Annotated in this window: 44 protein-coding genes; 23 read left to right on the forward strand and 21 right to left on the reverse strand. The window is 56.0% G+C overall.

Features of this window, described 5'->3' with window-relative positions:
* Positions 1-9: 9 nt before the first annotated feature.
* From Q1W15_RS10195 to yejK, 3 genes are all read right to left on the reverse strand, one after another.
* Positions 10-2,115 (reverse strand): DNA cytosine methyltransferase, encoded by a 2,106-nt coding sequence (locus Q1W15_RS10195; RefSeq protein ID WP_300727286.1) that lies wholly within the window; start codon positions 2,113-2,115, stop codon positions 10-12.
* A 219-nt stretch (positions 2,116-2,334) separates the two neighbouring features.
* Positions 2,335-2,568, reverse strand: coding sequence for a hypothetical protein (locus Q1W15_RS10200; RefSeq protein ID WP_300727289.1), 234 nt, complete (start codon positions 2,566-2,568; stop codon positions 2,335-2,337).
* Between the two features lie 12 nt (positions 2,569-2,580).
* Positions 2,581-3,585 carry a nucleoid-associated protein YejK gene (yejK, locus tag Q1W15_RS10205; RefSeq protein ID WP_300727292.1) on the reverse strand — a complete coding sequence of 335 codons (1,005 nt, stop codon included), beginning with the start codon at positions 3,583-3,585 and terminating at the stop codon, positions 2,581-2,583.
* A gap of 108 nt (positions 3,586-3,693) precedes the next feature.
* Here yejK and Q1W15_RS10210 point away from each other — a divergent pair, with 108 nt between their 5' ends.
* Positions 3,694-4,257, forward strand: a complete 564-nt coding sequence (locus Q1W15_RS10210; RefSeq protein ID WP_300727295.1) for a hypothetical protein — start codon at positions 3,694-3,696, stop codon at positions 4,255-4,257.
* The gene (locus Q1W15_RS10215; protein WP_300727298.1) at positions 4,257-4,466 is read left to right on the forward strand and encodes a hypothetical protein; all 210 of its coding nucleotides are present in this window, start codon (positions 4,257-4,259) and stop codon (positions 4,464-4,466) included. The genes Q1W15_RS10210 and Q1W15_RS10215 overlap by 1 nt, the downstream gene beginning before the upstream one ends.
* Here Q1W15_RS10215 and Q1W15_RS10220 read toward each other — a convergent pair.
* The 7 genes from Q1W15_RS10220 to Q1W15_RS10250 all read right to left on the reverse strand — a co-directional run bounded on the left by Q1W15_RS10220 (position 4,436) and on the right by Q1W15_RS10250 (position 7,860).
* The gene (locus Q1W15_RS10220; protein ID WP_300727301.1) at positions 4,436-4,858 is read right to left on the reverse strand and encodes a hypothetical protein; all 423 of its coding nucleotides are present in this window, start codon (positions 4,856-4,858) and stop codon (positions 4,436-4,438) included. The genes Q1W15_RS10215 and Q1W15_RS10220 overlap by 31 nt on opposite strands.
* Positions 4,859-4,902: 44 nt before the next feature.
* Entirely contained in the window at positions 4,903-5,145 is a 243-nt protein-coding gene (locus tag Q1W15_RS10225) for a hypothetical protein (protein ID WP_300727304.1), read from the reverse strand.
* A gap of 9 nt (positions 5,146-5,154) precedes the next feature.
* Positions 5,155-5,826, reverse strand: a complete 672-nt coding sequence (locus tag Q1W15_RS10230) for a 3'-5' exonuclease (protein WP_300727307.1) — start codon at positions 5,824-5,826, stop codon at positions 5,155-5,157.
* On the reverse strand, positions 5,823-6,689 hold the full coding sequence (locus tag Q1W15_RS10235) for an ATP-binding protein (RefSeq protein WP_300727310.1): 867 nt from the start codon (positions 6,687-6,689) through the stop codon (positions 5,823-5,825). Before Q1W15_RS10235 ends, Q1W15_RS10230 begins: the two co-directional genes overlap by 4 nt.
* A 10-nt stretch (positions 6,690-6,699) precedes the next feature.
* Positions 6,700-6,840: a hypothetical protein gene (locus Q1W15_RS10240; RefSeq protein ID WP_300727313.1), complete on the reverse strand. Its 141-nt coding sequence runs from the start codon at positions 6,838-6,840 to the stop codon at positions 6,700-6,702.
* Positions 6,837-7,331, reverse strand: coding sequence for a hypothetical protein (locus Q1W15_RS10245; protein ID WP_300727316.1), 495 nt, complete (start codon positions 7,329-7,331; stop codon positions 6,837-6,839). The genes Q1W15_RS10240 and Q1W15_RS10245 overlap by 4 nt, the downstream gene beginning before the upstream one ends.
* A gap of 274 nt (positions 7,332-7,605) precedes the next feature.
* Positions 7,606-7,860 carry a hypothetical protein gene (locus Q1W15_RS10250; protein ID WP_300727319.1) on the reverse strand — a complete coding sequence of 85 codons (255 nt, stop codon included), beginning with the start codon at positions 7,858-7,860 and terminating at the stop codon, positions 7,606-7,608.
* Here Q1W15_RS10250 and Q1W15_RS10255 point away from each other — a divergent pair.
* Positions 7,855-8,100, forward strand: a complete 246-nt coding sequence (locus tag Q1W15_RS10255) for a hypothetical protein (protein WP_300727322.1) — start codon at positions 7,855-7,857, stop codon at positions 8,098-8,100. The two genes, Q1W15_RS10250 and Q1W15_RS10255, sit on opposite strands and share 6 nt — an antisense overlap.
* A 126-nt stretch (positions 8,101-8,226) precedes the next feature.
* Here the strand turns inward: Q1W15_RS10255 and Q1W15_RS10260 are convergent, their stop codons facing one another.
* The 10 genes from Q1W15_RS10260 to Q1W15_RS10305 form a co-directional block, all read right to left on the reverse strand.
* Positions 8,227-8,529: a hypothetical protein gene (locus Q1W15_RS10260; RefSeq protein ID WP_300727325.1), complete on the reverse strand. Its 303-nt coding sequence runs from the start codon at positions 8,527-8,529 to the stop codon at positions 8,227-8,229.
* Positions 8,530-9,460: 931 nt separating this feature from the next.
* The gene (locus Q1W15_RS10265) at positions 9,461-9,922 is read right to left on the reverse strand and encodes a hypothetical protein (RefSeq protein WP_300727328.1); all 462 of its coding nucleotides are present in this window, start codon (positions 9,920-9,922) and stop codon (positions 9,461-9,463) included.
* A gap of 105 nt (positions 9,923-10,027) precedes the next feature.
* Positions 10,028-10,213: a carbon storage regulator CsrA gene (gene csrA / locus Q1W15_RS10270; protein WP_153372870.1), complete on the reverse strand. Its 186-nt coding sequence runs from the start codon at positions 10,211-10,213 to the stop codon at positions 10,028-10,030.
* Between the two features lie 666 nt (positions 10,214-10,879).
* A complete protein-coding gene (locus tag Q1W15_RS10275) occupies positions 10,880-11,425 on the reverse strand; it encodes a hypothetical protein (protein WP_300727338.1) in 546 nt (181 codons plus the stop codon).
* Between the two features lie 92 nt (positions 11,426-11,517).
* Complete coding sequence (locus Q1W15_RS10280; RefSeq protein ID WP_300727341.1) at positions 11,518-11,733, reverse strand: hypothetical protein; 216 nt, start codon at positions 11,731-11,733, stop codon at positions 11,518-11,520.
* Between the two features lie 78 nt (positions 11,734-11,811).
* A complete protein-coding gene (locus Q1W15_RS10285; protein ID WP_300727344.1) occupies positions 11,812-12,180 on the reverse strand; it encodes a hypothetical protein in 369 nt (122 codons plus the stop codon).
* Positions 12,180-13,301: a hypothetical protein gene (locus Q1W15_RS10290; RefSeq protein WP_300727347.1), complete on the reverse strand. Its 1,122-nt coding sequence runs from the start codon at positions 13,299-13,301 to the stop codon at positions 12,180-12,182. The genes Q1W15_RS10285 and Q1W15_RS10290 overlap by 1 nt, the downstream gene beginning before the upstream one ends.
* Before the next feature lie 126 nt (positions 13,302-13,427).
* Complete coding sequence (locus Q1W15_RS10295; RefSeq protein ID WP_300727350.1) at positions 13,428-13,634, reverse strand: hypothetical protein; 207 nt, start codon at positions 13,632-13,634, stop codon at positions 13,428-13,430.
* Between the two features lie 20 nt (positions 13,635-13,654).
* Entirely contained in the window at positions 13,655-13,864 is a 210-nt protein-coding gene (locus Q1W15_RS10300; RefSeq protein ID WP_300727353.1) for a hypothetical protein, read from the reverse strand.
* Between the two features lie 69 nt (positions 13,865-13,933).
* A complete protein-coding gene (locus Q1W15_RS10305) occupies positions 13,934-14,701 on the reverse strand; it encodes a LexA family transcriptional regulator (RefSeq protein ID WP_300727746.1) in 768 nt (255 codons plus the stop codon).
* Positions 14,702-14,789: 88 nt separating this feature from the next.
* Here Q1W15_RS10305 and Q1W15_RS10310 point away from each other — a divergent pair, with 88 nt between their 5' ends.
* From Q1W15_RS10310 to Q1W15_RS10390, 17 genes are all read left to right on the forward strand, one after another.
* On the forward strand, positions 14,790-15,029 hold the full coding sequence (locus Q1W15_RS10310) for a hypothetical protein (RefSeq protein ID WP_300727356.1): 240 nt from the start codon (positions 14,790-14,792) through the stop codon (positions 15,027-15,029).
* A gap of 83 nt (positions 15,030-15,112) precedes the next feature.
* Complete coding sequence (locus Q1W15_RS10315) at positions 15,113-15,538, forward strand: phage regulatory CII family protein (protein WP_300727359.1); 426 nt, start codon at positions 15,113-15,115, stop codon at positions 15,536-15,538.
* 40 nt (positions 15,539-15,578) lie between these two features.
* The gene (locus Q1W15_RS10320) at positions 15,579-16,004 is read left to right on the forward strand and encodes a hypothetical protein (RefSeq protein ID WP_300727362.1); all 426 of its coding nucleotides are present in this window, start codon (positions 15,579-15,581) and stop codon (positions 16,002-16,004) included.
* The gene (locus tag Q1W15_RS10325; RefSeq protein ID WP_300727365.1) at positions 15,991-16,392 is read left to right on the forward strand and encodes a hypothetical protein; all 402 of its coding nucleotides are present in this window, start codon (positions 15,991-15,993) and stop codon (positions 16,390-16,392) included. The genes Q1W15_RS10320 and Q1W15_RS10325 overlap by 14 nt, the downstream gene beginning before the upstream one ends.
* Positions 16,393-16,394: 2 nt before the next feature.
* A complete protein-coding gene (locus Q1W15_RS10330) occupies positions 16,395-17,210 on the forward strand; it encodes a Rha family transcriptional regulator (RefSeq protein ID WP_300727368.1) in 816 nt (271 codons plus the stop codon).
* Positions 17,210-18,118, forward strand: a complete 909-nt coding sequence (locus Q1W15_RS10335) for a DnaT-like ssDNA-binding domain-containing protein (RefSeq protein ID WP_300727371.1) — start codon at positions 17,210-17,212, stop codon at positions 18,116-18,118. Before Q1W15_RS10330 ends, Q1W15_RS10335 begins: the two co-directional genes overlap by 1 nt.
* Positions 18,108-18,914 (forward strand): ATP-binding protein, encoded by an 807-nt coding sequence (locus tag Q1W15_RS10340; protein ID WP_300727374.1) that lies wholly within the window; start codon positions 18,108-18,110, stop codon positions 18,912-18,914. The genes Q1W15_RS10335 and Q1W15_RS10340 overlap by 11 nt, the downstream gene beginning before the upstream one ends.
* The gene (locus Q1W15_RS10345; protein WP_300727377.1) at positions 18,914-19,066 is read left to right on the forward strand and encodes a hypothetical protein; all 153 of its coding nucleotides are present in this window, start codon (positions 18,914-18,916) and stop codon (positions 19,064-19,066) included. Before Q1W15_RS10340 ends, Q1W15_RS10345 begins: the two co-directional genes overlap by 1 nt.
* Positions 19,057-19,461 carry a hypothetical protein gene (locus Q1W15_RS10350; RefSeq protein WP_300727380.1) on the forward strand — a complete coding sequence of 135 codons (405 nt, stop codon included), beginning with the start codon at positions 19,057-19,059 and terminating at the stop codon, positions 19,459-19,461. Before Q1W15_RS10345 ends, Q1W15_RS10350 begins: the two co-directional genes overlap by 10 nt.
* Positions 19,458-20,222 carry a hypothetical protein gene (locus Q1W15_RS10355; RefSeq protein ID WP_300727383.1) on the forward strand — a complete coding sequence of 255 codons (765 nt, stop codon included), beginning with the start codon at positions 19,458-19,460 and terminating at the stop codon, positions 20,220-20,222. The genes Q1W15_RS10350 and Q1W15_RS10355 overlap by 4 nt, the downstream gene beginning before the upstream one ends.
* Positions 20,215-20,679: a recombination protein NinB gene (locus Q1W15_RS10360; protein ID WP_300727386.1), complete on the forward strand. Its 465-nt coding sequence runs from the start codon at positions 20,215-20,217 to the stop codon at positions 20,677-20,679. The genes Q1W15_RS10355 and Q1W15_RS10360 overlap by 8 nt, the downstream gene beginning before the upstream one ends.
* Positions 20,676-20,948: a hypothetical protein gene (locus Q1W15_RS10365; protein ID WP_300727389.1), complete on the forward strand. Its 273-nt coding sequence runs from the start codon at positions 20,676-20,678 to the stop codon at positions 20,946-20,948. The genes Q1W15_RS10360 and Q1W15_RS10365 overlap by 4 nt, the downstream gene beginning before the upstream one ends.
* Positions 20,945-21,586, forward strand: a complete 642-nt coding sequence (locus Q1W15_RS10370) for a recombination protein NinG (RefSeq protein ID WP_300727392.1) — start codon at positions 20,945-20,947, stop codon at positions 21,584-21,586. Before Q1W15_RS10365 ends, Q1W15_RS10370 begins: the two co-directional genes overlap by 4 nt.
* Entirely contained in the window at positions 21,583-22,269 is a 687-nt protein-coding gene (locus Q1W15_RS10375) for a hypothetical protein (protein WP_300727395.1), read from the forward strand. Before Q1W15_RS10370 ends, Q1W15_RS10375 begins: the two co-directional genes overlap by 4 nt.
* Positions 22,270-22,406: 137 nt before the next feature.
* Complete coding sequence (locus Q1W15_RS10380) at positions 22,407-22,712, forward strand: hypothetical protein (RefSeq protein ID WP_300727398.1); 306 nt, start codon at positions 22,407-22,409, stop codon at positions 22,710-22,712.
* 217 nt (positions 22,713-22,929) lie between these two features.
* On the forward strand, positions 22,930-23,256 hold the full coding sequence (locus tag Q1W15_RS10385) for an MFS transporter (RefSeq protein ID WP_203307129.1): 327 nt from the start codon (positions 22,930-22,932) through the stop codon (positions 23,254-23,256).
* Positions 23,253-23,594 carry a hypothetical protein gene (locus tag Q1W15_RS10390; RefSeq protein ID WP_300727407.1) on the forward strand — a complete coding sequence of 114 codons (342 nt, stop codon included), beginning with the start codon at positions 23,253-23,255 and terminating at the stop codon, positions 23,592-23,594. Before Q1W15_RS10385 ends, Q1W15_RS10390 begins: the two co-directional genes overlap by 4 nt.
* A 302-nt stretch (positions 23,595-23,896) precedes the next feature.
* Here the strand turns inward: Q1W15_RS10390 and Q1W15_RS10395 are convergent, their stop codons facing one another.
* Entirely contained in the window at positions 23,897-24,352 is a 456-nt protein-coding gene (locus tag Q1W15_RS10395; protein WP_300727410.1) for a hypothetical protein, read from the reverse strand.
* A gap of 29 nt (positions 24,353-24,381) precedes the next feature.
* Between Q1W15_RS10395 and Q1W15_RS10400 the strand changes: the two genes are divergently transcribed.
* The 3 genes from Q1W15_RS10400 to Q1W15_RS10410 are packed head-to-tail and all read left to right on the forward strand — an operon-like array spanning position 24,382 to position 26,798.
* On the forward strand, positions 24,382-24,990 hold the full coding sequence (locus Q1W15_RS10400; protein ID WP_300727413.1) for a putative metallopeptidase: 609 nt from the start codon (positions 24,382-24,384) through the stop codon (positions 24,988-24,990).
* A 31-nt stretch (positions 24,991-25,021) separates the two neighbouring features.
* Positions 25,022-25,555 carry a DUF2280 domain-containing protein gene (locus Q1W15_RS10405; protein WP_300727416.1) on the forward strand — a complete coding sequence of 178 codons (534 nt, stop codon included), beginning with the start codon at positions 25,022-25,024 and terminating at the stop codon, positions 25,553-25,555.
* Positions 25,518-26,798, forward strand: coding sequence for a terminase family protein (locus tag Q1W15_RS10410; protein WP_300727419.1), 1,281 nt, complete (start codon positions 25,518-25,520; stop codon positions 26,796-26,798). Before Q1W15_RS10405 ends, Q1W15_RS10410 begins: the two co-directional genes overlap by 38 nt.

The raw sequence follows: 26,798 nt of genomic DNA on the forward strand, positions 1-26,798 counted from the left end.
TGTCTTGATTTATGCTGCTTTCACCTGACGTTCAGTCACCCGCCACGGATCGTTGGCTCTGGCCAGCGCTGCCATTGGCGGCGGGCTGACGCTGTTGCCGCACATATGCACCTGCTGGGTTTTGGTGAAGGGCTTCCCGTCTGCGCCGTGGCTGATGATGTAGTCAGCCGGGAAGCCTTGAGCTTTGTACAGCTCAGCCGGTTGAAGCATCCGCAGGCAGATATCGACGATCACATACGGCGTGCCTTTGATGGTCACGGTGACCAGTGCCAGGCGATCGCTGGTGGTGATGGTTGCGGCAGGCGCTGCGATATCGCCCGCGTCACTGGTGCCGTAGTAGCTGATCAGGAATGCAGCGACCCGCAGCGCGCCGGCTTCAATCTCTGGCGAAAGCTGCAGTTCAACCAGCGAGCTTTTGCCGCCACCGCCCGCCGTGATGGTTGGCGCTGGTTCGTCCACGGGCTGCCCAACACTGGCACCAAACTGGCGCTCGAGGAATGCCGTCATTAAGCCGTGGTGTGTTCCGCCAGCGCTGATAGTGTGCAGCGGGTCGTTCAGGTCCCGGGCATCGCAGTTGCCACGCAAGTGCACCAGGTTGGCGGTGACCAGCTGCTGCTGGCTGCCGGTGTTGGTGACAGTGGTCATGGGATCTTCGATACTTTTGGCGGCGGTCGTGTTGAAGCCGCCATTCATCTGAGCCATGAACACAGTGGAAACCCCCATTGCATGCGCTGCACCGGCTGGACGCTTGTAGTTGCCTCCGCTGGTGATGGTAGGCAAGGGCTCATCCAGTGCTTTGCCTTCGTCTGCAAACCTGAATTTGACCAGGTGCGCCGCAGCTATTGAGTGCCCACCACTTGCAGTGATCGTTGCCAGCGGATCCCCAGCGAATCTGCTCCCGTCGCCCCAGCGTTGAGCGCCGCCCGGCTTGCCTTCGCCGTGAGCAGCGGCAACCATTATCGGACTGATCAGCGTTAATTCCCCGCGGTTGGCGCAAGTGATTGTCGGGAGCGGAGCGCCTGGGTCATTTACTCGGTCGCTGCCATGATGCGTAGCCGGCGCAAAGACCGGGCTGGTCATTGCAAACGACCCGCCGCGCGGCCATGAGGTGATGGTTCGCAGCGGCTCGTCGGCTGACTGCACGGTTTCCCCGGACCAGTTAGCGATCGGCACAATGAATGGGGCGGTGTTGTTTATGACGAACTTCATCATGCCCTTGGCGATTCGGCGCAGCGTTGCTTCAGCCAGCGACTTTGGGCGGTCGAAAATGCTTTTGCTCGGCTCCGTCCAGTCGATGCACTCGGCGGCGGTGCGCCACTTCTGCTGACCCTTACCGGGATTCTTGGCGTGAGTTGGCTCAGGCCACACGATCGGCTGGCCATCGCAGCGGGCAATCATAAACAGACGTTCCCGGCTGGTCGGTGCCCCGAAGTCGCAAGCCTTGATCACCTTCCATTCCACGACGTAACCCATGCCTTCCAGCAGGGCTACGAATCTGCGCCAAGTGCTGCCGCGTCGTTTGGGGTCGGGTACCAGAAATTGGTTGTCGACCGGAACCCGTTCGCCGGGATCGGCCACCCGATTGACCGTCTTGCCCTTGCTGGTTGGGTGCGGAACCTGGTCCAGCGTCATCACACGGCCAGTGGCCTTGTCACGCTTGGCGACCAGACGGCCCCATTGCAGGATCTGCTTCACGTTTTCCAGACTAATCACCCGAGGCCGCTTCATGCCCGCCCACTTGAGGCCGATCCATGACAGGTTGCGGATCTCACGCTTGCGCGGCTGGCCACCGGCTGCCTGGCTGTGATGCGTGCAGTCCGGCGACATATGGAACCAACCCACAGCCCGGCCAGCGCATTCAGTGTCAGGATCACCCTCGAACACGTCGGTGGTGAAGTGCTTTGCGTGCGGGTGGTTGATCGTGTGCATGCTGATGGCAGCGGGGCTGTGGTTTTTGGCGACTGAAACCGCACGACCAAGGCCCATTTCCAGCCCGGTACCCGCGCCGCCACCGCCGCAGAAGAAATCCACGACAATCTCATCGTCTTGCGGGTTAAAGCCAAGGCCGTATTGGGTTTTGAAATCGAAGGGGTATTTTTTCTGGTGTGCGGACATAAGTAGACCTCGCCGGACGACGTGATTTTTGATGGGGGGGTTTGTGTAAGCGAAGGAGGATGCTAGGCAGATTGGGGGCGGGTATCGGGCTGCCATTCACAGAATCCAACCCGTTGCGCTTTCGTCTTTGGGTTGATGATTGGCTTGTTGTCTGCATTAGTCATTACGCGCTTTGCTCTGATGCGCAGGTCTCGGCATTGGATGGTCTTTCGAGCCAGCTCAATAAACTGTTCGGCGTATTGCGGAGCATCGAATAGCGGCGAGAGCTGTCGGACCGCAGCCCCCCCCCATAATCACATCGGCCTTCTTCTCGACCAGTTCCAACCATTCAGTGAGCGGTATTGGCTCCACACCACCTGGAGCTTTCACGTTCTTGCGGGTGCCTTTGGTGCGCTTCTTGGCCTCGGCCAGCGCAACGTCGCGGGTCATTCCAAACACTGCAAATGTGCTCATTGCATCACCCCGTTAGGTGGAAGCCCGCTTGAGCTGGTCAGTGAGCTGCGTTGGTAGCCCGCGCACCGTCAGCGTTCCGGCTTCCTGGTCGAACTCAATCTTGGAACCCAGCAGGTGCGCCTCAAAGCTGATCGAAAGCCCCTCAGCGCGCCCAGTGAATCGGCGGAACTGGTTCAGCGTGCGCTTATCCGCTGGAATCTCCGGCGACAGGCCGTAGTCCTTGTTGCGGATGAAGTCATAGAAGGCTTTTGGGCGGTCTTCGTCGATCAGTTCAGACAGTTCGTCGAGGGTGATTGGTTCGCCGAGCTTGGCCTGGGCCATTGAGTAGCTGACCAGCGTGCTTGTCTTCTCGCGGGCGCTGTCTTCGTGCAAATCCTCTGCCGCCACAAAGTCGCTGAATGCCTTGAGCAGCGTTCGTGTTTCGCCCGGGCCGTCTACGCCTTCCTGGCAGCCGGCGAAGTCGCGGAAGTACTCCGAGGACTTCTTGCCGGTTTTACCTTTGATGTAGGACACGTACTGCCGTGAGCTTGGGTTGTTGCGCCATTCCGAGATGTTGATCCGGGCAGCCAGGGTGATGCTGCCGAAGTCCACATGCTTGGAGGTCGTGACGGTCAGGTCTTCGTTAACCGTGATGCTCTCACTGTGCTGGAGCAGGGCGATAATCAGGTAATCGGTCATGCCTTGCTGGTAGTGGGCGAACAAGACGTGGCCACCAACAGAGAGGTTGGATTCCTCCATCAGCTTTGTCAGGTGCTCGACGGCAGTGCGGCTGAATTCGATGAAATCGCCACCCTCGACATAGGCCCGCAGCCAACCACTGAATGGGTAGGCACCTGATTCAGCGTGAAACAAGCCCCAGGCCTTGCCAGTCTTGGCGTTGTAGGCTTCGTTGAAGTCGTTCATCAGGTTTTCAGTGGCCTGCGATTCAACCAGTTCCGCGCTGCTGACGTGCAGAACAGCAGGGGAGCCGTCGGGCTTCTTGTCGATCTGGTGGATGATGCTGTGGCGAATAGGCATGGGTTTACCTCGGGTAAGCGCCGCCCTCCGTGACCGGATTGGGCATGGTGGCAATTTGGTTTTGCATGGTGTTTGATACGCGACTTACTTCGTTGTGCTGGTGTAAATATGAAAGAAGATTTGATCGTTCCAGCTATCGTTACTTTGTCCGTGAGCCTGATTGCTGGGATAGTTTCGCTAGTCGTTTCAATCCTGGCGAAGGATCAGAAGACTTCTGAGTTCAGGCAGGCGTGGATTGATGGACTTCGAAATGATGTGTCGCAACTCGTTGCGCACTTAGGTCTAATCAAGACCATGGCAAAAAATGTAAGGGAGAAGCCACCGTCAGAAATCGATGATTACTTGATCACCAGGCAAGAGCAGTTCCTGGAGATGGGGATGCTAGTATCTCGAATTCGATTGCGTCTTAACCCAGACGAACATGTGAATCTGCTGGGCAGCCTTAGGAGTCTAGAAAAAGTCCCTGCAGATGAAGTGGATGCACGCTCAGAGCGAATAGCGATATATGCTCAGGAGATTCTCAAAGATGAGTGGGAGCGCGTGAAGCTTGGTGAGCCGTCATTCGTTTGGCTAAAGCGGATATCAACGGCGGGGGTTTGCTTTGTTCTGGCAATTGGGCTTGGGGCCGGTGCAGCTGAACTCGCCAAAAACTTCAAGGCTTTTGGGTTTTGATGCCACTTCATCAGGTCAGCCAATACCTGTCGGGTGCCAACCGTGGCATGCATGTGCAACTCGTCTTCTCCGCTGCTTTCTCTGACCGTTCCTGTACTGATTTGGCCATGGCCTACCTATTCAATTCCACTGGCTGGCAGGTCCAGCCAGGTTTGGCGTTTGCGTTGTTGGATGCGGGCTATGCGGCGCATGAGTCGACCTTTACCTGATTCCATGCGCCGATCGAGGCAAGCAACGCGGAAAGATGAGCTTCAGAGATAGGCACAACACCAGGTACAGCGAGCCAGCCGATGCCAACCAGATGGTTTGGATTGCAGTCGCTTTTCACCTCGTTGTAGAGGTGCTCAATGACATCCGAGAGTTTGTCGACGAAGTGAATGCCGACCGGTCTAGCATCGATCGCCTTGATGTATTGCGCCCCATCCTGACGAACACAGATTCCAGCGATGTGGATCGTCCAGCGATGCGGGATATCGCAGAGTGCGTCGGCAACTTTCTTCGACAAGATCTGCTTTCCGCTTTTCCAGTGGACCATGATCTGTAGGCCGCTGGGGTCGATGTTGATGACTGAGGCGTGATTCGTGCCGAGCAGAGCGCGCATGCTCCGCTCGAGCTGGACTTTCCTGTTGCAGGGTTTTCGCTTGCTCATAATGCGTCCGCCATTTTGCGAAGCGTGCGGCGCTCGGACAGCGTTGGCGACTTGCGGCGGCGCTTCAGGATGGTGTCTGGATCGATTTTGTTTGAGCGGGGTGATGGGAGAGGGTTGCGCGGCGGGCTTTTGAGTTGGGCGATTTGCCCGCCCGCCGCAAGGTAGTGGGCTACCTGGTCTGATAATGCCTCGGCGCTCTGCCGCTGCTGTTCAACCAGATTGAGGTGGTTGCTGATCATGACTCACCGTTAGCGTGTTAGCGCTTTGCGCACAAATGGATCGAGGTCTGCTTGATTGAGCAGCCAGCGCTTGTAGTCGCTCGGCAGATCAGCAATTGCCATGCCCTTGTGTTTGCCAAAGCCAATGTGTGTTGGGATTCGAGCGTCCTCAGACAGCAACCAAAGCTCTTCCCATCCAGCAACTGGGCGGCCCAGTCTTTCCGATAGAGCCTCAACAATCTTCATCAGCAGGCGATGGCAGTTTTTGACGTCATCGAGTGCGGCATGTGCGTTGCGGAGCAGGGTGGGTGCCTCACTTCGGTAGTGCAGGTAAATCATGGCCGATTGGGTATGCGAGTCCGCAGAAGGCCAGAGCTTACGGCTCAGAGCTTGGGTGCAGATGCGCTTAATGTCAGGCTGGCCAATAACGTTCCAGTCGTAGTCGACGTTATGCCCGATCAGAAAAGCAGTATCTGTCGGAAGAGCGAAGGTGTCGTGAGACGGGCAGTCAACAAGCTCTTCGTCCAGAATGTGGCTTGTAGCCAAAGCTCCCAGTTCAATTGGTTTGGACGGTTTGTAGCGAGCCAAGAACTGGTCGATGATGGACAGCCCAGCCATTGAATCAAGTTTCAGCCATGCAGCCTCAACCAACTGGGGATCATTTAAGCCTGTAGTTTCGCTATCGAAGATATATGCGGTCATGCTGATTGCCTTTGTGATGAAAGTACGTTTTTGCGTTTGTCTTTGGCGACTACAACCTGTTGGATGAGGTCGTCGAATCCGAATGCGACTGCTTTTGCTGCACTGAAGGCGGATTGAAGAGAGGCAATATCTTTGGATGCCGCGATATCAGCCAGAGCATCTACCAGTAATTCTTTGGCTCGTTCCTCAGGGCTAACTCCTGAGTTCAGCCATCCAAGTAAGCGTCGCCCAGTCTCTTCAGTTATCAGTTCCGGCTCTTCAAAGAGTTTTGTCCGATCTTTGCTTGCCATTGCGGCGTGCCCGTCATGAGTCAGGTCCAGCACAACAGTAAATTCATAATCTGTGCCGTCGCGCTGTTCAGATTTCATCCCAAGCTTGAGGATCTTTTTACCTTCGCCTTGCACCGTTTCCGTTTTGCTACGCATGGTGCAGATGATATGGAGGGAACTGGTGAGGATTTTGTCCGTCAGCCGACGATGCCGCGGCGTCGTTTCGTTCCAGGCTGCCCAGGTGTTGCCCTTGAACTTCTGATGAGCAAGCTTTTCGTTTGCCTCAAGACAGCCGCCTGACCCTGTCCACTCATGCGAGTAACTATCGATAATGAGCACGCTGTAACCGGCCTGCTCGGCGGCGGTGATGGCATCAATGTAGCGTTCTGGCGAATAGGGCGCGTGTAGCTCCATTGCATCGAAGTCAGTCAGGTCTGCATAGAGCGAGGCGCTGCCGTTTTCGGTGTCAATAACCGCGATACGCCCGCCAAGGCCTGTGGCCAGAAGAAGGGCAGAGTAGGTTTTGCCTGATCCAGATGGCCCAGCAAGTGCCAGCCGTAGCTTGGCCTGCTTGCGTTCGGCTTTCTTGAACATTTGAGGTTCCTCAGCTTGGTTGGTTATCCCACTGCCGCTGGATGCGGCGGGCTTCGTCTTCGTATTCTTTGCGTGCCTCGCCGGCGAAACGATCTGGAGAGAACTCGCCGATCGTTGCCCAGTCGACCTGGGCGGCCATTGCCGGGCTCATACAGCTCTCCTGATACTCAAACCCATCAACTGTGCTGATTCAGCCATTGTCTGCGGCTGAATCACTCCGAGATTGCTGGCTACCCGCTTGAGCACTACCAGGTCGTCCAGCGTTATGGATTTGTCGATGTAGTCAGCCAGCGTGACCAGCTTCGACTTGCTTTCGGTTAGGGCTAGACCTAGGTGAACAAGACCGAGAGGGCGCACGTCGCGACCCACGGCCGCGCTTACCGCATTGAGCAACTGCTCCAGCTTTTTTTTGGCGTGGCTTGATTCGACTTGCGCGCGTTTTCGGTGATCGACTTCCGTTGCAAGCTGGGCTTCCAGCGCCAGTACCAGCTCGGCTGAACCGGCCAGACGGCTGATTCGCTCCCGCTCGGCTTGCTGTTTGGCAGCCATCAACTCCTGGCGCTCAACCTCAGCGGTTGGGGCGGCGTATGCGCTGAGTCGCATCTCTGCGACGGAAAGGGAAGATTCATTTTCTTGAGGCATAGATCCTCCGACGCGGCGTGTAGCGCCGCGGTATGCGTTGTAAAGGGCTGCTATGCAGCAGTCGCTTGTGATGCGTTGTGATTGGCGTAGATGCTGTCAATTCGGGCGTGAAAGGCCCGATGTTCGTCTTCATCAATCACACGAAGCATGAATGCGAGCGTGATAGACGAGGTAGCGGCTGCGCTGGCGTTAGGCCTTCCTACCGCGCGAGCCAGTTCATCCAGCTCGGTATTGATCCAACTGACCGCTGTGTCGTGGTCTCGCTGTTGGAGACTCACTTGGATTGCTCCAGTTCTAGACGTTGCGCTAGGGCGCAGGCTTCGTTGTGGTTGCGACGAAAGCCCATGACCTTGCCGGTCTGGTTGTCCACCACATGGAAGAAGTCACGACCCGCAGGCTTCACGATCACCCTGAAAACGACTACCGGTTCTAACCGACCCGTCAGGCGGCAGAACTCTGCTGGTGAAAGTCGGGAGCGCTGGTGCAGGCCGTCAACGATGGTGCGGCGTACTTGAATGCTCTGGTGCATGATCGCCTCCAGGGTGGCGGGTTATTTGGCTTGCTGTTCCTGTTTCGCCTGCCTGGCCCTGATGGCGCAGTCGGCGTGCTGGGTTCGCCAGTCACCGGCGTGGCGCTCAAAGTGGCCTTGGCCAGCTTCAACCCGAAGGTTGCAGCGGTAGCAGGTGCCGGGGCGTTTGTTGCGCATGGTGGGTTACTCGGCGGGCGGGGTGGGCTTGATGATGTCTTCGCCACCAAGCGCCCAGCCTAATGACCAGCATCGATTGCAAGGCTCTTCACGCATGTTGCAGCCACACTGAGAAGCCTCTTCCTCAGTCCAGCCATGCTCTTTTTCGACTTCTTCAACTGTGCTCATGGCGACCTCCAGTGTTTGGGGTTAGGCGGAACGAGCGACGAGCATGGCGTCGGCTTCGATGTAGCGCATGCGAGCCCGGTATTCAGCCCAGAACGCAGAGTTTCCCAATGGATCAGCTGCAAAGTCGGGCATATCGCGACCAACAATCGCTACGGCGTAACAGACGCCTACTTCGTCGTGATCAATGGAGGCGTGTGCAGCGAAGTAGTCACGCAGGCTCATGCCAGACAAATCACGCTTCGTTTCGGCGACTGTCTTCGGCTCAAAAACCATGTGGTCGTAGTCAGCGACCGGGAAGGCCGGCCCTCCGTCTTTATCGCTCATGACTCTCTCCATTCGTTTGTTCGCCTGCATTACGTCAACACTCATTCCTCCCGCTGGTTGCCGATGGGCGCAGGGGTGAGTGTTGACGTAATAGAAGTGGGGAGGGGGCAGGCGTCCGGCGCTTCCCGGAATGCGTCGAGTCTGGCCAGCTATGCCCTCGGACTCGCCTGCGGTACATCGCCTTTGCTTTGGTTGGGTCTACCAGTTACCTGGCTGATGCGCGGTCACATCGTCGACCCTGCTTTCCGCTGCCTGTCAGGGTGATGGGCGCAGCCTTCAGGCTTGCTACGCCACGCAGGTGGATCGTTGATCTACTTCATGGCCGTATCTCCTGTTGTTCGCTCACTGGGGAGGCAGTGGCCACCTGTTGAATGGGTGATGCAGATGCCCGGTGCTGATCTCCGGGTTTCGATTGTCCTGACCTTGTTCAGAGCCTGAGCCGTGATCGCCACGCTCCTGTCCGGCTGAAAGCAATGCCGGTATGGGTGCCAGTCAGTTATTGCCCATCAGCCTGGGCCTGCATCTGCATCGGGGTGAGAACTGCATGACGTTTGTCAGCCTTTGCTATCGCGCTGGCTGGCGGTACTCAGTTCTCACTCCGATACAGCCTGCACTCAGGCGCATCAGTGAAAAGCCCGTCACGCGGCGAAAAGGTCTTGTTGAAGTGGCTGCGGGTAACAGCGTTGGAGCCCTGCACGAATGGCAGACTCAAGAAGATCGGCGTCCCGTTCCAGCTCAGGAACGCCACCAGCAACAGTAGCCACAGCACTGCGAAGCTCGGCCACCTCACGTTGAAGCGCTGGGATCACAAGTGCACGCATATTCCCAATAGTGCGAAGGTCAAGGTTGCATTCCCGGCAAAGCCGGATGTAATCGAGTATGTAAATTGGCATCTTGAGGCTCCGGAGCCCGCTCAGCGAACAAGCCTCAATCAGGCCGCGCCTTTCACTGCCGCTGATTGAATACGCTGGAGGTTGCGCAGGTAGTAAAGGCCGGCCTCAATTTCAGGCTCTGTTAGATCGCGGCCCAGTTCGCTGCGGCGGATACCGATCGAGAAAATCACGTTGCCGTGGGAAGGGCCCATCCCGTAGCTGCACTCAATGAGTTGGCCGTGCCAGTGGGCGTATTGCTTGGTTCCGAAGTACGCCTTCTTTAGGCCGGTTGCGCCGGTTGCCAAGTCGTCGATTGCTTTCTGAAGCGCGAGACCGCGGTCATCGCCGGCCTTGTCGTAGCTGCCGCGAACTTCAATCACTGACTCGGCCAGTTTCAGTACTTCAATATCAATGCCGTCAGCGGATGCGGCGATCAGTCTTTTAGTTTCGGTCAATTCAGTTTTCAAGCTGCCCAGGGTCTGTTTGTGGCGGGCCATTTCGGCCTCAATCAGCGCATTCAAGCTGATGCGCTCCCTTTCCAAACCTGCAATTTGCATGTTCCGCACCTCTGTCTGGTTGTCATCCCAAAACCCGCTCAGCGAACGGGCTTCAGTGATGCTTTCCAATCAAGCAGCGTTATCAGTCACACGCTCTGCCTGAATGCGCTGGTAGATCTCTTCCCGGTGCACCGCGACAGTTTCCGGGGCGACAACGCCAAGCTTCACTTGCTGGCCGCTAACGCTCAGCACCTGCACGCTGATGTCGTCGTTGATGCGGATGATTTCGCCTACGCGGCGGGTGAGTATCAACATGGTCCTTCTCCTTGTTGGGTGGTTTCCCGTCAGGCCCTCTTGAGAAGGCCTGCCAGTGAAACGTCATTCAGGAACCCTGATTGGCTGTTGGTCGATGATCGTTATCGAGCCTCGGTCTGTGACTGCTATCCGAGCCGTCAGGCCAGGGTTGAAATCTGCGAGGCGAGGGTGCGCTTTGAAGTCGACGACTTTCCCCGATCGATCGCCAAGCCCGAGATAAATCACGTCGCCTATCTCTATTTCACTTCCGCGCTTTGTTGGCATTTGCACTTCTCCCGGCTGTTTTCCCAATGCAGCCTGTCGCCAAGCTGCATCAGTGAAAAATTCGGTAAATCCTTATCTCCAGCCGCGGGCCTTTCGGCTTGTTCTCCCGCTGGATAACTGTTCTTGGCGATTTACGCTGCACGCCCGGGTCAGTTGCCAACCCTCTGAACTGTTTAGGCCGGTTCATCGCTGCCTTTGAAGCTGGGCCGGTAGTTATCCGGCAGGAGGTGTCGCTAAAGAGCGGTGGGCTCTCGCCCCGTCGCGGCGTGTTGTTGCTGCGACGGACTTAAATATGTACTAAAGGTTCACAATAATCAAGAACCAAAAGTACATATTTTTTCGCTGGTACAAAAAAAGCCCGCTCGGGGCGGGCTTCGATCTGAATCGTGTGTTTTGGCTGGGTCAACCCTTGTAGGAGAGCTCGCCAAAAATGGAATGGTTAACCCGGATATGCTTTAGCGTCTCGACAGCCTCTGCCTTTTCTTCGTAGGGTCCGATAACCACTACCGCTCCATCGGGATTGTCGCAGGGCAACCCTTCGTCGCTGACAATTTTATGGGTTGCATCGAATTCCATGCCTGGCCGGCAAGGGATGCGGATCGTCCAGCCAGTAGCTGGAATAGCACGAACTGTAGGCTCAACATCTGCGCCGCAATGCTTGCACTTAACCGCTGCAAGCTTGATGGTCTCAGCGCAGAGAGGGCAGGGGCGCGTGTCTTTAGCAGCGGTTACTGAGGCGGGTGAGGCTGTCGCTCTGCCGCCAAAAATCAGCATCAACAGGCCGGCCAACGCAATCATCCCGCCCACAATCGCATGCAATTGGCGGTCGGCCATGAGTCCGAGATTGTTCACCTTTCCCAGGCCAGTTGAGACTGACACGTCCATGCTCAGCGCAAACACGAGCCAGCAGATGCCAGCTATCAGGATAAACGTACCGAAGCGTTTCATTGGATCCCTCCCTAAATTAGGGCTGAACTTTACCATTCATGGCGTACAGCCACCATTAGCGGGGAGGGGGCTAGGCGGGAGAGGCAAGGGCTTCAGTTTCGGTCCAGAGCATTTAGCCTTGCTAGGCCCTGCTTGATATAGCCAGCGTTCTCACCGATGGTCTCAAGTGAGCCGCGTACATTTTCATCCGTTTGTGTACCGCCTTGGTCTGCGACCCAAAGAGATAGCTCCATGATGGCTGCTTCAAGGGCAAGTTGGTTCTCGTAGATCCGTTCAAGGATATCTGGGAGGGAGTAGGGCGTAGGCATTGGGCTGACTCCAGAGGCAATGCTTACAGCGTAGCAGGAGGCCAGATACAAGAAGCCCGGCGCTGGGCCGGGCTTATATCAAGACTTGTAGAGCCAGTCTCTTTGCTCCGCCATAGTTCTGAGTAATTTTGATTTGCGCTTGATATCGTTTTTTTCATTGCCATCAAAATCAATTATGGCGTGCTCTATGAACGGCTCTGGATCTGGAAGCGCTTGCAGCTCTAGCGATCCGCATTCTGCCACGGTTACAGATACTACGCCCACAGACCTCAGTCCGAGCGACTCAACGAAGTGACAGTGTGCGCTTGGAGGGTCAATTTGGTCTCCGTCATAGCAAGAGAGTTTTTTGTCATCTTTTGGCGTCGGGCTAAAGGCCTGAGAAGTTATCTTTCCGTCTTGAATGAAGCTTGGATTTATTTGGCGCAGAAGATGCGTGCTTCCCTTCATTAAATCTCTCCCTTTGCGGCCTTGGAAATAATTTCAACGAGACGCTGCACGTTGGCCTGGTCATCCAAGGAAAGTACTTCAGATAGCTCTTGCAGGGTTTCAGTATTGAGCCCGTGAAGGTCGCCTGTACGATCAAAAAAATCTATTTCGAGACTGATATCCTGATTGCCTGTTCTCCATTCAAGCTGAACGCCGCCATCTTCAGTTGGATAAATGTAAGGTGTTGGCAGTGCCGCCGGGTAGCTCTCAGCAAAGAAGCTTTCTAACCAATCGAACTCGGCGGTGCTAGGCACAAGCCCACGACCTTCCAGCCAACCGACCTTTAAAAGTCTTAGCTCGTCTATTCTGGCTAGTGGGTCATTGGTTTCGATAATGGCCGCATCCTCAATAACATCAAAGGAGTGTAGCCTTTCATAGCGATCAAATCGACCAACTCCGGACACTGAAACCTTGACGCCTGCGCGGTATCCGCGGGTAGCCTCGAGTATGGTGTCCAAGTGAATGGCATCAACTTTTGCGGGGATTTTTCTTCCGCCAGGCATCTGAAGTTCAAAACTCATTTTGCTTTGGTCAAGCTCTGAAACTAAGCCTCGGACAGTTATTTCGTCCGTAAGCACCTCGTTTTGAGATGCAAGCAGCAAGCGCCTCCTTGTTAGTTTGGTCAGGCGTGCCGGGCGCTCTAGCCCTGGAAAGAATTCAAGTACTTCTCCTTCCCTGAGCCCTCTGCCAAATCTGTCAAAATAGCCAAGTAAGTTTGTTGGAAGATACTTAGTAATCGATTCGTTATGTTCAGCGGCATCTATTGCGTTACCTATAGCTTGGACTGCTTGAAAAAAATAGTCCTCGTTGGCTGCAGGGAACAGCCCTGCTGAAGGGTCAATGTACTCAATCGCTATCGCTGGCTTAGCGCTTCCTTCATTTACCCCAGACAGTGCAATTGACAAAGGGTCTGTGAAACCTTTAGGCGCTCTAATACGACCGTTGCTTTCAACGAACTTCCATTTGGCAACGGCTATCACGAACTCTTCAAGGACCGCTATGTCCTTGAGAATCTCCAATGGGATTGTATGATCTTCAAACCTTGCACCAAGGAGTCGAGGTTCCATTAATGGCTTTTTCATGAGTCGTCCTTGCCTCCCATTGATTGTTTTGGCTAATATAATTTTTAACCGTATGCAGCAACACCTACTCCGCTTTTCTTCGCATAATCCTTCCCGCCTTCACCTCATCCGCATAACCCGCCCAGCTCACTCCCGCTTCCAAACCGAAGCATCCCGCAGCACCATAGGAACCAAAGACCGATCGCAGGCATCCGCAGCGGCCAGCAACTGCTGAGCTTCCGCATGGTTACTGCCTTGACTCATCTGCCAGGCTTTCACGCGCATTCGCTGTGCATGGTCATGCAGCTTTGTGGCTGCTCTCGCAACGGCTTCGTCGGATGATGGCTTTTGCACGGTAGGGCTCCTACAAATTCTCAGTGAAGAGTCACAACCCGACGGCTTTCGCCAATCCGGATTCTGTCCAGCGCTCTGTTCAAAGCATCCAGTGCATCAAGCAGGGCTTTCGCCTCCGCTTCTCTACCATCACCCCACAGGCGTTCAGCCATTTTGTTGAGTGCCTGAATGGACCGCTCTATATCAGCAGCGGTTGCAGGTTTTTCAGCTTGCTTCTTCGGTGTTGTCAAAACTTCAGCCCAGCTCGAAGGTAAAGTTTATCTGGCGAAGAGGTTCCCCCGGGTAGTCGGCGGGCCAGGTCACAAGTCCCCGCCGCGCCAAATAACCCGGCCTAACAAACGGTGTTCGTTGATTTCTTCTTCGGACAACTCTTTATCTGGGTATCGCGTCTTGTCCGGGTTGTCGCTACAGACGACCCAATCCCCGTATTCGGTCTGTATCAGGCGCTTGACGATATCTCCATCCACGGTACCCATAACGAAGATCTGGCCGTCGACAGGCTCTATGCACGACTCATCCACCAGCAATACGTCGCGATCACTGATCGTTGGCAACATGCTTTCGCCGTGGGCATAGATAACCTTGAGATTTTTTGCCTTAGCGCCTTTTGCGCGCAGCCATTCAGTTTTGAATGCCAGGGTATTGCGCAGGGCGAAGTGCTGGTTTTCGTAGCCCGAGCCAGCAGCGGCGCGCGCATCGTATTGGTCGATGAGTGTGTATTTTTCCTCAACATCTTCTACTGGCCCCTTGAGGGCTGCCAGCGTCTGGGGTTGAGATTCGCATTCAGACTTCAGGGATTGCGGGTGCTCGATGACAGCGTTGTCAGGGCCGGGGCCAGAGCCGTGCTGCAACCACTCAACCTTTACGCCGAGAGCGGTTGCCAGTGCCAGCATCTTGGCCGCGCCAGGAATCGACTCTCCATTCAGCCATTTGCTAGCGGCTTTTGGGGTGACCTTGGCTATTTCTGCAAGACGAGCGCCAGCACCCCACTGGGGTATCTCTTTTGCCGCAAGGGCTTTTTTTAGGCGCGCCACAAAAGCTGCCCTTAAATCTTCTATTTGAACCATAGGTTCAATATGGCATGAGCTTGCATGTACTTTCAGTTCCGACTTAATATGTACCGACAGTTCATATTTGAGGCCGGAGGGCCAAGCGATGAGCGCTCTCAAGAAATCAATCACCGAGGTGGGAGGGGTCGCAAAGGCTTCTGCAATCTGCGGTGTAAGCCAGCGAGCTATCTACAAGTGGCTCGCCGCCGAGTCCTTGCCTCGTACCGAGTACTCGGGAGAAACCCGTTACGCCCATTCGTTAGCAGATGCTTCCGGCGGTCAGTTTACAGCTGAGTGGCTGCTTTCAGAGGCGGTTCCGGGGCAGGCGTTAAAGCTTGCCGGTTAATTGGTGATCGGTCCGCCACTTCATTAAGCAAATGATCGCCTCCGCACCTGCGGGGTGCCACGTAAAGAATTTCGAGGTGTTACATGCAGGAGTTGATGAAGGCGATCTATGACGTGGTGGACGACCACGGGGCAGGGCGCATCGCTGAAGGTGCTGACTTCACAAGTCGCACGCTGGTTTCGCAGAAGGCCAACCCTCACTACGAAACTCACCGCATGAACGTGGAAGAGCTGCACCGGATCATGAAGTTCACCCAGGACTTCAGACCGCTGAAGGCGTGGGCTGAGGCGTTTGGCTTTGATCTGGTGCCGAAGGACAAGCCCGAAGGCATAGACCTCAATACTGCGCTTCTGCGGCTGCATACCGACTTGGCCGATGTGACGCGCCTGGCGTTCGACGCCCAGGCCGACGGGCATGTCTGCTCGCGCGAAAAGTCAGAACTGCTCAAAGAGGCTGAAGAGGTAATCGTCAGCCTGGAAGTTTTCAAGCAATCCGTGAAGGCGGCTTGAGTTTCAGAAAGTTCTAACCGGCAAGCAGAGAGGAAAGATCATGCTCGAAACAAATATTCGTCAAATCGCAATTCAAGCCATTGCAGCGCGTGCGTCCGGCTCTCCGGTCGAGGCTGCCGGCCAAATCTTGGCGGGGATTGCAGCTCTTGATTCGCCCGGCAAGCCATTCGTTATCTGGCCAACCAATCTTCCCCTTGCAGAGCAAATCAAGGCACTGGAATCAGAGCTTGAGCGAATCCGCCATATCACTCAGTCCATGGCGGATTACTGGGCTACGCGTGGTCTGCATCCTCAGGCGGATTCAAGCGCACTCCACGAACATCAAGATACCCAAAGTTCTGCTGAAGCTTCTGGTGTGCGAACTGTGGAAGTCGCATCTCAACCAATTCCTGATGGAGCAAAAGAAGAAGCTGCTCTTCGCTCAGAGCAAAAGCCTGATCAGGGAGCCAATGATGCTTCTCAATGAGGTAGAGCTGGGCTGGGATAAAACCCTCAAAACCCTGCCAGTGAGTGGCGTGCTTTTGCCGGTATTTCTCGCAAAAGCAGAAGAGCAAGTAGGCGGGAAATGCCTTGTAAACAGCTGCCCTGTAATCCTGATCGCCGATTGCACTTCCTTCTGGAACCGCTTTGCGAACTATCTCGTCAAGGCGATCTTGCCATTCGATCCCGTAGTTAACTCTCTCCTTTGTGTAGCTCATATGTCCGGCCTCCCGGGCCTTTTCGTGTGGAAGCAAAAAGCTATCACGGATGTGCCGGACACCCAATTCACCCGCAACACCAAATCGCGGGCACAAAAAAACCACCGGGCAAGGGTGGTTTCTCGTGCAGCACTTACAGCTAAATCCTGGAGCTGATTATGCACAGTTCAGTAAACACCGGCAATAGCCCCAACAATCCCGCGCCACGTTTTTCGCAATCTGAAAACGTGGCGCGGACTATGTCATCCCGAGAAATCGCGAAAGTCACGGGGAAGCGTCACGACAACGTAAAGCGAACCATCGAAGACTTGGCCGCAAGCGGTCTGGTTCACCCTCAATCTGAGGACGAATGGTCAAGGGATAAGCTGGGTCGCCCCCGAGCCACCCGCATCTACAACATTGGCGAGCGAGACAGCTACGTCATTGTCGCCCAGCTATCACCGGAGTTCACATCAAGACTGGTTGATCGTTGGCAGGAGCTTGAACGCGCCGTCGTTCAGCAGGCAACGCTAACCACCAATAATTCAAAGGTTGTCGGTGAACTGGCAATCCTGGAGTGCTTCGACCGCCTACTGAAGCCTGCCCCCTCCAGCAAAATGATGATGCTGGCCCAGATTGCCGCCAACAACGGACTGGATGCCAAGTTTCTCCCTGGCTACGCCATTGACGCCGCTCCTGACGCTACAGGCGGCAGTTCGATGCCTACCAAGGCCGTGACCGCGCTTCTCAAAGATCACGGCATCTGCATCAGTCCCGCAGCCTTTAACCGTGCGCTGTCCGAAGCGGGTTTTCTCGCGATGCTTCACCGCAAGAGCTCCCGACAGGAAATGGTCCCGTTCTGGTCCGTGACTGATAAAGGGATGACCTACGGAAAGAACATCACAAGCCCTCAATGCCCCCGCGAAACGCAGCCGCACTGGTACGTAGATCGCTTCCTTGAATTGGCCGACCTGATTGGCAAAGGAGTCAAGTAATGGCCCGCGCACGTAATATCAAACCCGGCCTTTTCAGCAACGAGCTTCTTGTTGAGCTGCCTGCTTTCGACCGTCTGGCCTTCATTGGTCTGTGGTGCCTGGCTGACCGGGAAGGTCGTCTTGAGGATCGCGTAAAGCGAATCAAGATCGAGTTGTTCCCGTGTGATGACTATGACGTAGAAGCTGGCTTGGCGCGCCTTGCCGCCGCCGGGTTCATTTCACGCTACCAGGTGGCCGGCTTTTCGGTTATTGAGATCACCAACTTCCAGAAACACCAGAGCCCCCACGGAACCGAAAAAGACAGCACGCTCCCTGACGCTAACGGTTACCTCACCGTTTACGCACGCAAAGGGAACGTTGTTATCGCAGGCTCTCAACGTAAGGTTCTTGTGGGTGAACAGACTTTTAACGTTAAAGAACCGTTAGAGCCCGTTAACCTACCGTTAGATAACGCCCTGATTCCTGATTGTGGATTCCTGATTCCTGATTCACCGAATCAAGATCAACACCACTCTCTCTCTGCGGGCGAAGAAAACTCGCAGCCCGAGCCTGAGCCCGAAAAAGAGCCGGAGCCTGTCTACCCAAAAGCCCCGGTCGAAATGACCCTGGACTGGATGCCTGACGCCAACCTCCTGAAAATCTACTGTGTGCACTTCGGCGTGTCGCCCGATCTGTTCACCAAGGAGGCCGTAGCCCCGTTCACTGCCCACCATGAAACCACCGGTCTGCTGCAGGTTCAGTCCAAGTGGGTATCCCTGCTGGTGAAGTGGGTCAAGGACGACAAGAACCGGGCGAGCAACGTCCGTCCATTCGTGAAACGTGCACCCCAGTCCCGTCACACCGGCTTTGCCGAGCGCGACTACACCGACGGTCTGATTCAGCGGGAGGACGGCACCTATGCGCTCTGAAAGGGTTGTTTCGATTTCCGATGGCGTGCTGCCGATCCGCACTCAGCCCGCCGAATGCGAGAAGCACGGCAAATTCGACCAAAAGGTAACGGTGATTCTGAATCGCGAACTCAAGGGCGGTTGCCCCGAGTGCCTGCGCATCGATGCTGCTGAGCGCGAAACGAGAGCTCAGGCCGCTGCCGCGTACGAATTGCGCCTGTCCCTGGCCCGCAAGCTTGGAGACGCGCTGATCCCGCTGCGCTTCCAAGGTAGCACCCTGGACAACTTCCGCGTCGAGCATGGCGAACAGAGCCACGCACTGAAGTTCTGCCGCCACTACGTCGCCGAGTTTGACCGGATGTACGAAACCGGGCGCTGCATGGTGCTGATTGGCAAGCCTGGTACTGGCAAAACCCACTTGGGCGCAGCCATCGCCAACGCGCTGCTGCACACCACCGCCCGCACAGCCGTGTACCGCACCGTCGGTGCAGTTCTGCAGGCCATCAAGGCTACATTCGACCGCAAAAGCGAGCGATCCGAGTCGGACATTCTGTCCAGCCTGGTCAATCCCGATCTGCTGGTTCTGGATGAAATCGGCGTGAGCAAAGAAAACCCGAGCGATTTCGAGCTAACCACTCTGTTCGCGATCATCAACGGTCGCTACGAGCAGAGACGCCCCACGGTTGTGATTACCAACCTGTCTGCCGGGCAGTTGCCTGCCGCAATGGGCGAGCGCTGCGTGGATCGTTTGCGTGAGGGTGGCTTGATCGTTGTTCCGTTCAACTGGGAGTCGCAGCGCGGCAAGGAAGGATTTTGATGAAGGAAGCCATTTTGATTTTTGCGATAAGCGCAGGCGTGCTTTTCACCGCCAATGGAATCGCTACGGCATCCAGATACCTGACGTTGGTTTGCGTGAAGGTTGCCGCGCAAAGCACCTCTCTCGATCGTGCGCTGGAGCAATGCAAATGACCGACAAGGTACGTGAAGAATTTGAGGCCGCTTTCGTGCAGCGCCAAGTTGATCTGTTCGGCGAAGGGTACCGGGATTCAGCTATCCACTTGCTCAAGCGCAAAGGTGATTTTGATAAGCCGCCTGCCCATTATGAGCTGCAGCGCCGTGTACAGGGCTTGTATGACTTGCACTGGGTTGAAATGACCTATTGGGCTTGGCAGGCCTCTCGCGCTGCCGTGGCGGTAGATCTTCCGCAGATCGTTGGCTATGAAGCCGGGTTCGATTCGATTCGCCACAACGAGTTTGCAAGCCAGTCCAGCGATTTTTTTGATGCGGATGAGATTTTTGCGCTCAGCCGCAGAATTGAGGTTATCGAAGCCATTGAAGCCGCGGGCCTGAAGGTGAAGCTATGACCGACAAAACCGAATTGAAGCGGCTGGCCGATGCTGCAAACGCAGTAATGGGCGACGTGCGTGTTGATGTGGCGATCGCCAGTGAGAGCGGACCAAATCAGGCTGAAATTGATGCGGTTACTTCGTTTTTTCAGGTTGCCACGCCCGCCGCAGTCCTGGCCCTGTTCGCCGAGAACGAGCGCTTTCTCAAGCTTCTTGAGCGAATGGTAGAGCAATACGTTCCGCTGACCGAGTTGGAGGGAGTTCCCGGCTGGAGTCGAGTGGTTGAGCTAGTTGAGGTCGTTGCGCAGCGCGACCAGCTCAAGACTGAAGTTGAGCGCCTCAAGACTGAGAATCAATCAGAAGTTGGTGCATGCCTGCTGAGTGTTGCTGAAAACAAGAAGCTCAAGGCCGAGAACGAGGCGCTGCACGACGATATTGAGCAGAACCAGTACGACGCCAACGCATGGCGCAATAGTGAAGAGTCAGTGTGGATCGAGGTCTTTAACAGCGAAGGCGACGATCCATTCATCAGTGCCATCACCGGCCAGATCACCATCGAGCAGTTGACTTTAATCCAGGCTGAGATCCTTGAGTATCGGGAAGACTATTTCGAGAAGGGTTCGGGACTTTACGTTTTCAAGTGCCGCCACTGCCAGGCGCATCACGACAACGTAGGCATGACTGAGCCGGCTCATTGGGAGACTGACTTTGAGTCGTACAGTCCTTTCCCGTGGGAAGAAGAGGTCGCCGCCACGACCAAGGAGCAGAGCCATGACTGACGTTATCGCAAAAACACGTCATTTCTGGTCCTCCGGCCCGAGCCGCGTCCGTGAGGTATGCCGCCTGGCGTACCTCTTTGCCACCGAGCTGGCCGTGGCTGGTGCAATTGAGATCATCGTCCGCCCGGTCAAGTCCCGGCGTACCCTGGAGCAGAACGCCAAGCTGTGGGCAATGCTGGCCGACATTTCCCGCCAGGTGGAATGGCCGGTCAACGGAGTAATGCAGATGCTCGACAGCGAGGACTGGAAAGCTCTCATGACTGCAGCCGCCTGCCAAGAGGTGCGCATGGCTTCTGGCATCAACGGCGGGGTTGTGATGCTGGGCGTCAGCACCAAGCGCATGACCGTGGCTGAGCTGGGCGACGTGATTGAGTGCATGTATGTGTTCGGTGCCGAGCGTGGTGTCTGGTGGAGCGAGCCGAAAGGGCGGATGCCTGAGCAGTGGGAGGCGGCATGAGCCTATTTGACGCCTTCACCGATGAAGACCTGCTTGAAGAGCTTGTGCGCAGGCGCAACGCAGCCAAGCGCGACTATCAGCCCGCCAAGTTCTGCGAGGACTGCATGCGCTTCCGCACCTGGGGTGGCGCGGGCGATCCACCCAAAACCTACAACCCTTGCGGCAAGAAACATCGCATGGAGTTTCACGCCCCGGCCTCCTATGGCCAACTGAATGACTTCGGTTACTACCGGGCCATCTGCACGGATCGACAGGAGTGCCAGCAATGACACTCAAGCGCACGCCGTTACGGCGTAAAAACCCGCTCAAGCCACGATCCGAACGCAAGAAGCGCTGCCCATCGTGCCGAGTTCTGTTCGTTCCTCAGCGTCAATCTCAAGCCGTTTGCGGTGAGATTGAGTGCGCCATCGCTCATGGACAGTCTGAGAAGGGGAAGGCAGCCGCTCGCAAGGCTCTGGCAGATGTTGGGCGCAAAGAAATCAAGGTCCGCAAGGAAAAGCTGAAGAGCAGGGCGGATCACCTGCGCGAGGCTCAAGCCGCGGTGAACGAATACGTGCGCCTGCGTGATGCAGACCTTCCGTGCATCAGTTGCGATTCCACTCCGAGCGATAGCGACCTCATAACCGGCAGCCGCTGGGATGCTGGGCATTATCGATCCGTCGGCTCCAGCCCGGAGTTGCGCTTTGAGCCGTTGAACATCCACCGGCAATGCGTGAAGTGCAACCGCAACCTCTCCGGCAATGCTGTTGAGTACCGCATTCGCCTGGTGCTGCGCATCGGGGCTGCGAAGCTGGCTTGGTTGGAGGGCCCGCACCCTGCGCGCAAGTACACCATCGAAGATATCAAGGCCATCAAGGCCGAGTACCGGGCAAAAACAAGAGAGCTGAAGAAGGGGATCGCAGCATGAAGCTGATCAGCGCAAGACAGGTTTGGACCGAGGCTCAGCACGAATCTAACGCCTCAATCAGCGCTGTAGCCATCGACAGGGCAGAAGCGGCACCACTGAAGACTCGCGGCCGGATCGGCAGGCGTGAGGCTCAGTTCCCGGCGCTGGGTGGCGAGAGGGGGGAAGAGGCTGCACGTTTCTCGGTGCCAGGGCAGCGAATCAGCATAAGTGAGACGCGCCGCACGTCTGCTGGTCGATCCACCGCGCGCGCCGCACACCTGGCCATGATCGGCAAGGTGCTTCGGGCGATCGATACGCTCCCGTTTCAGGTGCAGCAGTTCGGGCACTACCTGTACCACCCGGCCATGAACATGAAGCACCTGTTGAATGCTGTGCTGCTGATCACCGCCAAGGCCGCGCTGCCAGACCTCTCATCAGCAAAGCGCGTGAAGGCGCAGTACCTTGTGACCCTGGCCCTGCAATCGTACAAGGGTGAGGTAGCAGGATCGCTTGAGTGGGGGCCCGCTCGAGTTGCCGCCGAGATGATGAGCTTCTTCGGCGCTTCAGTAGACCAAAACAACTGGAACCGCGACTGGCGAGATCTGTGGGTTTCCCTGAGAAAGGTAATTGAGGAAGTGGATATTCAGGCCCAGCAACCAATATGGCAGGTTATTCAATCGGAAAAAGATCAAGAGGCGGCATAATTATATTGACTTGAATGAATAATCTAGGTACTTTTCCCATAGTGCACAAGTAACGCGAAACGCACACAGAAACCTAAACCCGGCCAAGCGTCGGGTTTTTTGTGCGCGAAAGAAAACCCACCCAGAAGGAATGCCGAATGATCATGAAGCGAATCACCGCTTACCTGGGCCTGGCGCTTGCCGCCTGCCTATCCTGTTTCTCCCTGTCGGCATTGGCCGAGCCTCTGGCTGATACTTACCGCACGGCCTACCACACGGCCTACGTCATTGCTGAGCCGCAGGGTGTCGCCTTGCAGCGCCTGGAGCTGACCCTGGCCATGTGGCGAACGGGCAGCCAGTCCGGTGACGAAAGTTTGAAGGCCAACCTGCGCGCATCCAGCAACCACTTCGTTCAGACCTCGGCCAGGCCTCTGCCCGAGAGTGACAGCCTGACGCCCTGCTGAATGCCTGGAAGCAAACGGGCCCGTACACGCTACGGGCTTTTTTGTACCTCCGAGGAAAGCCGCTACCCAAGTGGATGCTTTCCCGGATGTACCCATTTACAAGGGCTCGACATAGATCAGGCCCTTCCTGTTTTCAGCTCCACCACACCCATTGCTCCGAGCTGGGAGTGCTGCTGGGGCTGAATCAAATCAAGTCATGCCCCACGGAGTCGAGCGCATGGAGTTCTTTCACCGCTTGCTCGACAAACTCGACTGGGCAATAGCTGGGCTTCTCGGTTCTGTAGCTGCCGCATGGTGGCACCGGGATGACCTGATCAACCGCAAGGCTTGGGCGGTATTCATCTTTTCGGGTGCCGTGTGCGCTCATTACCTGACTGGCCTTGTCAGTGCGTACTTCGGTATCGATGAGCCCCGCAGCGTGGCCGGTGTTGGCTTCCTGCTGGGCACCTTCGGCGGGTCGCTAATTGCTGCGATCACCCGGGCAATCAAAGCCGCTGATCTGTGGGCGCTCATCCGCCAACGGTTCGGGGGAGGTGGTCCATGATTCTCGAACACATCAACGCCTATTCCGCAGGTGTCATTGCGGTGTGGGCCACCTGGTGCATCTTGAGCGGAAAAGTTCGCGACGGCGTGCTGGGCAAGATCATCTATGCGGTGATTGCCTTGAGTGGCTACGCGATCTTGGCTCGCAGCGAGCAAATGTTCTTCTCGCCTACGATTGCCGGGACCACGTTGTATGTCTCGCTCGCGCTGGCGGGTGCGCGGCACTGGTTCATGGTCACGTACTGGCCGCAAACCAAGGCATGGCTATGCCAGAAGCTGAACTGCGAACACTGCCTGCGCTGCGATAAGACGCCAGGGTCATTTGAGCGGCGCAAGTAATCCGCGCCACGTTTTCGAATGCGCCAAATCGTGGGGTGAAATTTGCCAACTATCGTAGCTGGTTCTGGGGTAGCTGGGAATTCAGTCGGTTGCAAAGCGCTTGGGCTTCAGCCTCGGTATCGAACTCGCCAAGGTAGTGGCCAGTTCGAGTGTCGACAACCTTGTGACATTTTGCTTGGAGCGGAAGTGGCTCTACAGGTTGGCCTGCTCGCTTACCCTGCACTACAGCTCTGACTCGTGGCCTCTGCTGAACGATGAATACAATATCCATGGCGGTTGGTAACTCTTAATGGGTGAACTGGTTAAGGGTTGAACATAGATGCTGCTGTGGTAAATGCAAAGGATGTCCCTTTGGTGAGAGCTTCAGATGCAAGAGTCCGGAGTGAGTCGCTTGCCGAGCTTTTCACAGCTTCTGATAAACCTTTGCCGAGAGTTTTGCCTCCGAGGCTTGGTGGTAGGCCCTTCAAACACTCAATTGCTTTTGCTGTAAGGCATGCCTGCATGAATACGTCATCGTCAAGCGACTGATTGCGGACAGTCGAGTATAGGTAGCCAGCATGTACCAACCAATTCACGGTTGAGGAAAAAAACTCACATCGTGAATCGGCTAAGTCGCGATAATTCTCACTATTCGGATCCCCCGGTAAAAGCTCATCCAGAAGCATCTCCACGCTGAGGTCCGTTGGGACGGGAAAGGTTTCGTAGAGCTCCGCAAAAATTTTCCCTACTACCGCGTTGAAACGATCAATGCTTTCCATGCGCTTTTCCTGAGTACATAGGTGGAAAAATGATCAGACCTATGCCGCCACCTGAGCTGGCAATGCTGCCACTCCCGCGTATATGTCCCGCAGAAGATGTATGGGTTTGGGTCACGGAAGAAATCCTATCCGACACCGGCAGCATTCACAACGAAGACCACGCCCATCTACTGGATGCAGATATCCGGATTATGTGGGCATCGTCGAGCTTCGAGAAGCAGGGTAGGACAGTACTTGGCCAGGCCGAGCAAGTAGCCTTCCGTGCCGGCGGTTGGCAGAAAGCCCGGATGGAGCAGCAGATGCGTGATTGGTTCGGCGACGTGCCGGCTTTCATCATCACCTTGGCTGCGGATTACTGCGCTCAGTGCAGCGACCTTGAGTTCTGCGCGCTCCTTGAACACGAGCTTTATCACCTGGCTCACGCGACCGACAAGTACGGTCAGCCTGCATTCACCCAAGACGGTGCACCGAAGATCAAGCTGCAGGGCCACGACGTCGAAGAGTTCGTCGGTGTCGTCCGTCGCTACGGTGCAAGCCCTGACGTTCAAGCGTTGGTGGATGCTGCAAACAGTCCTGCTGAGGTGGGGAAATTGAACATTGCGAGGGCCTGCGGAACCTGTCTGCTCAGATCGGCCTGAATTTTGACAGGCTCTAGACGGATGAGAATTTATGGCAGCCCTGAAAAATGAGGTGAAGAGCTTCATCGTTCAGGCGCTGGCGTGCTTTGACACCCCGTCTCAGGTGGTGGAGGCCGTCAAGAACGAATATGGGGTTGTGGCGAGTCGCCAGCAGGTGGAGACGCACGATCCAACCAAGGCTGCCGGGAAGGGGCTGGCAGTGAAGTGGGTAACCCTGTTCCACGACACCCGCAAGCGTTTCCGCGAAGAGACGGCAGAGATTCCGATTGCGAACCGCGCCTATCGACTGCGCACGCTTGGACGGATGGCTGTAAAAGCTGAGACGTCAAAGAACATGGCGCTGACCGCTCAACTCCTGGAGCAGGCCGCCAAAGAAGTGGGCGACCTTTACGTGAATCGCCGAGTCGAGCCGGACAGGTCTCTCGACGACGAAATCAAGCGCCTGAACATTCAAAAGCTTCAGCGCGAATTGGAAGACCCGAACAAGGGCTTACCAGAGCCCAAGCAAGTCATCATCGGGGTGGAAGATGCAAGCGACCCTGAAGCTGAACAAGCCGCAGTTTGAATTCATCAAGCACCCGAAGAAGTTTTCTGCGTTTGTGGGCGGTTACCGTAGCGGCAAGACCTTTGTGGGTTGTGTTCGCATGTGCATCAACGCGCTGGAGCACCCAGGCATCCCGCAGGGCTACTTTGCACCGACCTACCCGCAGATCACTGACATCTTCTACGACACCATGCCGGGTGTTGCTGAGGCCTTCGGGTTGTTCGCTGACGTTGTTCCCAGCAAGCGGCGTGTGTATTTGCGCGACAACCGGGGCCGCTGCCTGTCGACAATCGTCTGCAAGAGCATGGAGCACCCGCACCGGATCGTGGGCTTTAACATCGCTCACGCCCTGGTCGATGAGATCGACTGTATGTCGATCAAGAAGGCAGACAGCGCCTGGAAGAAGATCATTGCGCGGATGTCGACTGTTTGGCCTGGGCGCGACCAGAACACCATTGACGTCACAACGACGCCCGAGGGGTTTAACTGGGTTTACCGCAAGTTTGTCAGGGAGCTGGCAGAAGACCCTGAGCAGCGCCCGCTGTATGGGATTGTGCATGCCAGTACGCGGCAGAACGCCAAGAACCTGCCAAAGGACTACATCGCATCCCTGCGCAAGTCGTACCCGGCCAACCTTGTAGACGCTTACATCGATGGGCTTTTCGTCAACCTGACCTCGGGCAACGTTTACCCCAACTTCAATCGGCAGCTCAACCACACAAGCGAGACGATTCGCCCGGCTGAGGCGCTGCACATTGGCATGGACTTCAACATCAACCGGATGGCGGCCTGCGTATTCGTTTTGCGGGGCGGTCAGGCGCTGATGCTGGATGAGATCACAAAGCTTTTTGATACCCCGGCAATGGTTTCGGCAATCAAGGCCCGCTACCCCGGGCGCAACATCACGATCTATCCCGACGCCAGCGGCAAGAACCGCAAAAGCGTCAATGGGTCAGAGTCTGATCACGCGCTGCTGAGCCAGGCTGGCTTTAACGTGCAGGTGAACCCATCCAACCCGTTTGTTCGCGATCGCGTACTGGCCGTTAACGCTCAGTTCCTCAACGGGGAAGGGGAGCGCCGTCTACTGGTCAACACCGACAAGTGCCCTCATACCACGCAAGTGCTCGAGCAGCAGGCCTACAACGAGCAGGGCGATCCCGCCAAAGACGGAACGGAAGATCCAGCAGACGCCTTTGGTTACTTCGTCGTGCAGCGCTTCCCGATCACACACAACATCGCAACCGTCCAACCTTTGAGAATCTAG

Source organism: Pseudomonas sp., assembly GCF_030150285.1.
Lineage (GTDB): Bacteria > Pseudomonadota > Gammaproteobacteria > Pseudomonadales > Pseudomonadaceae > Aquipseudomonas.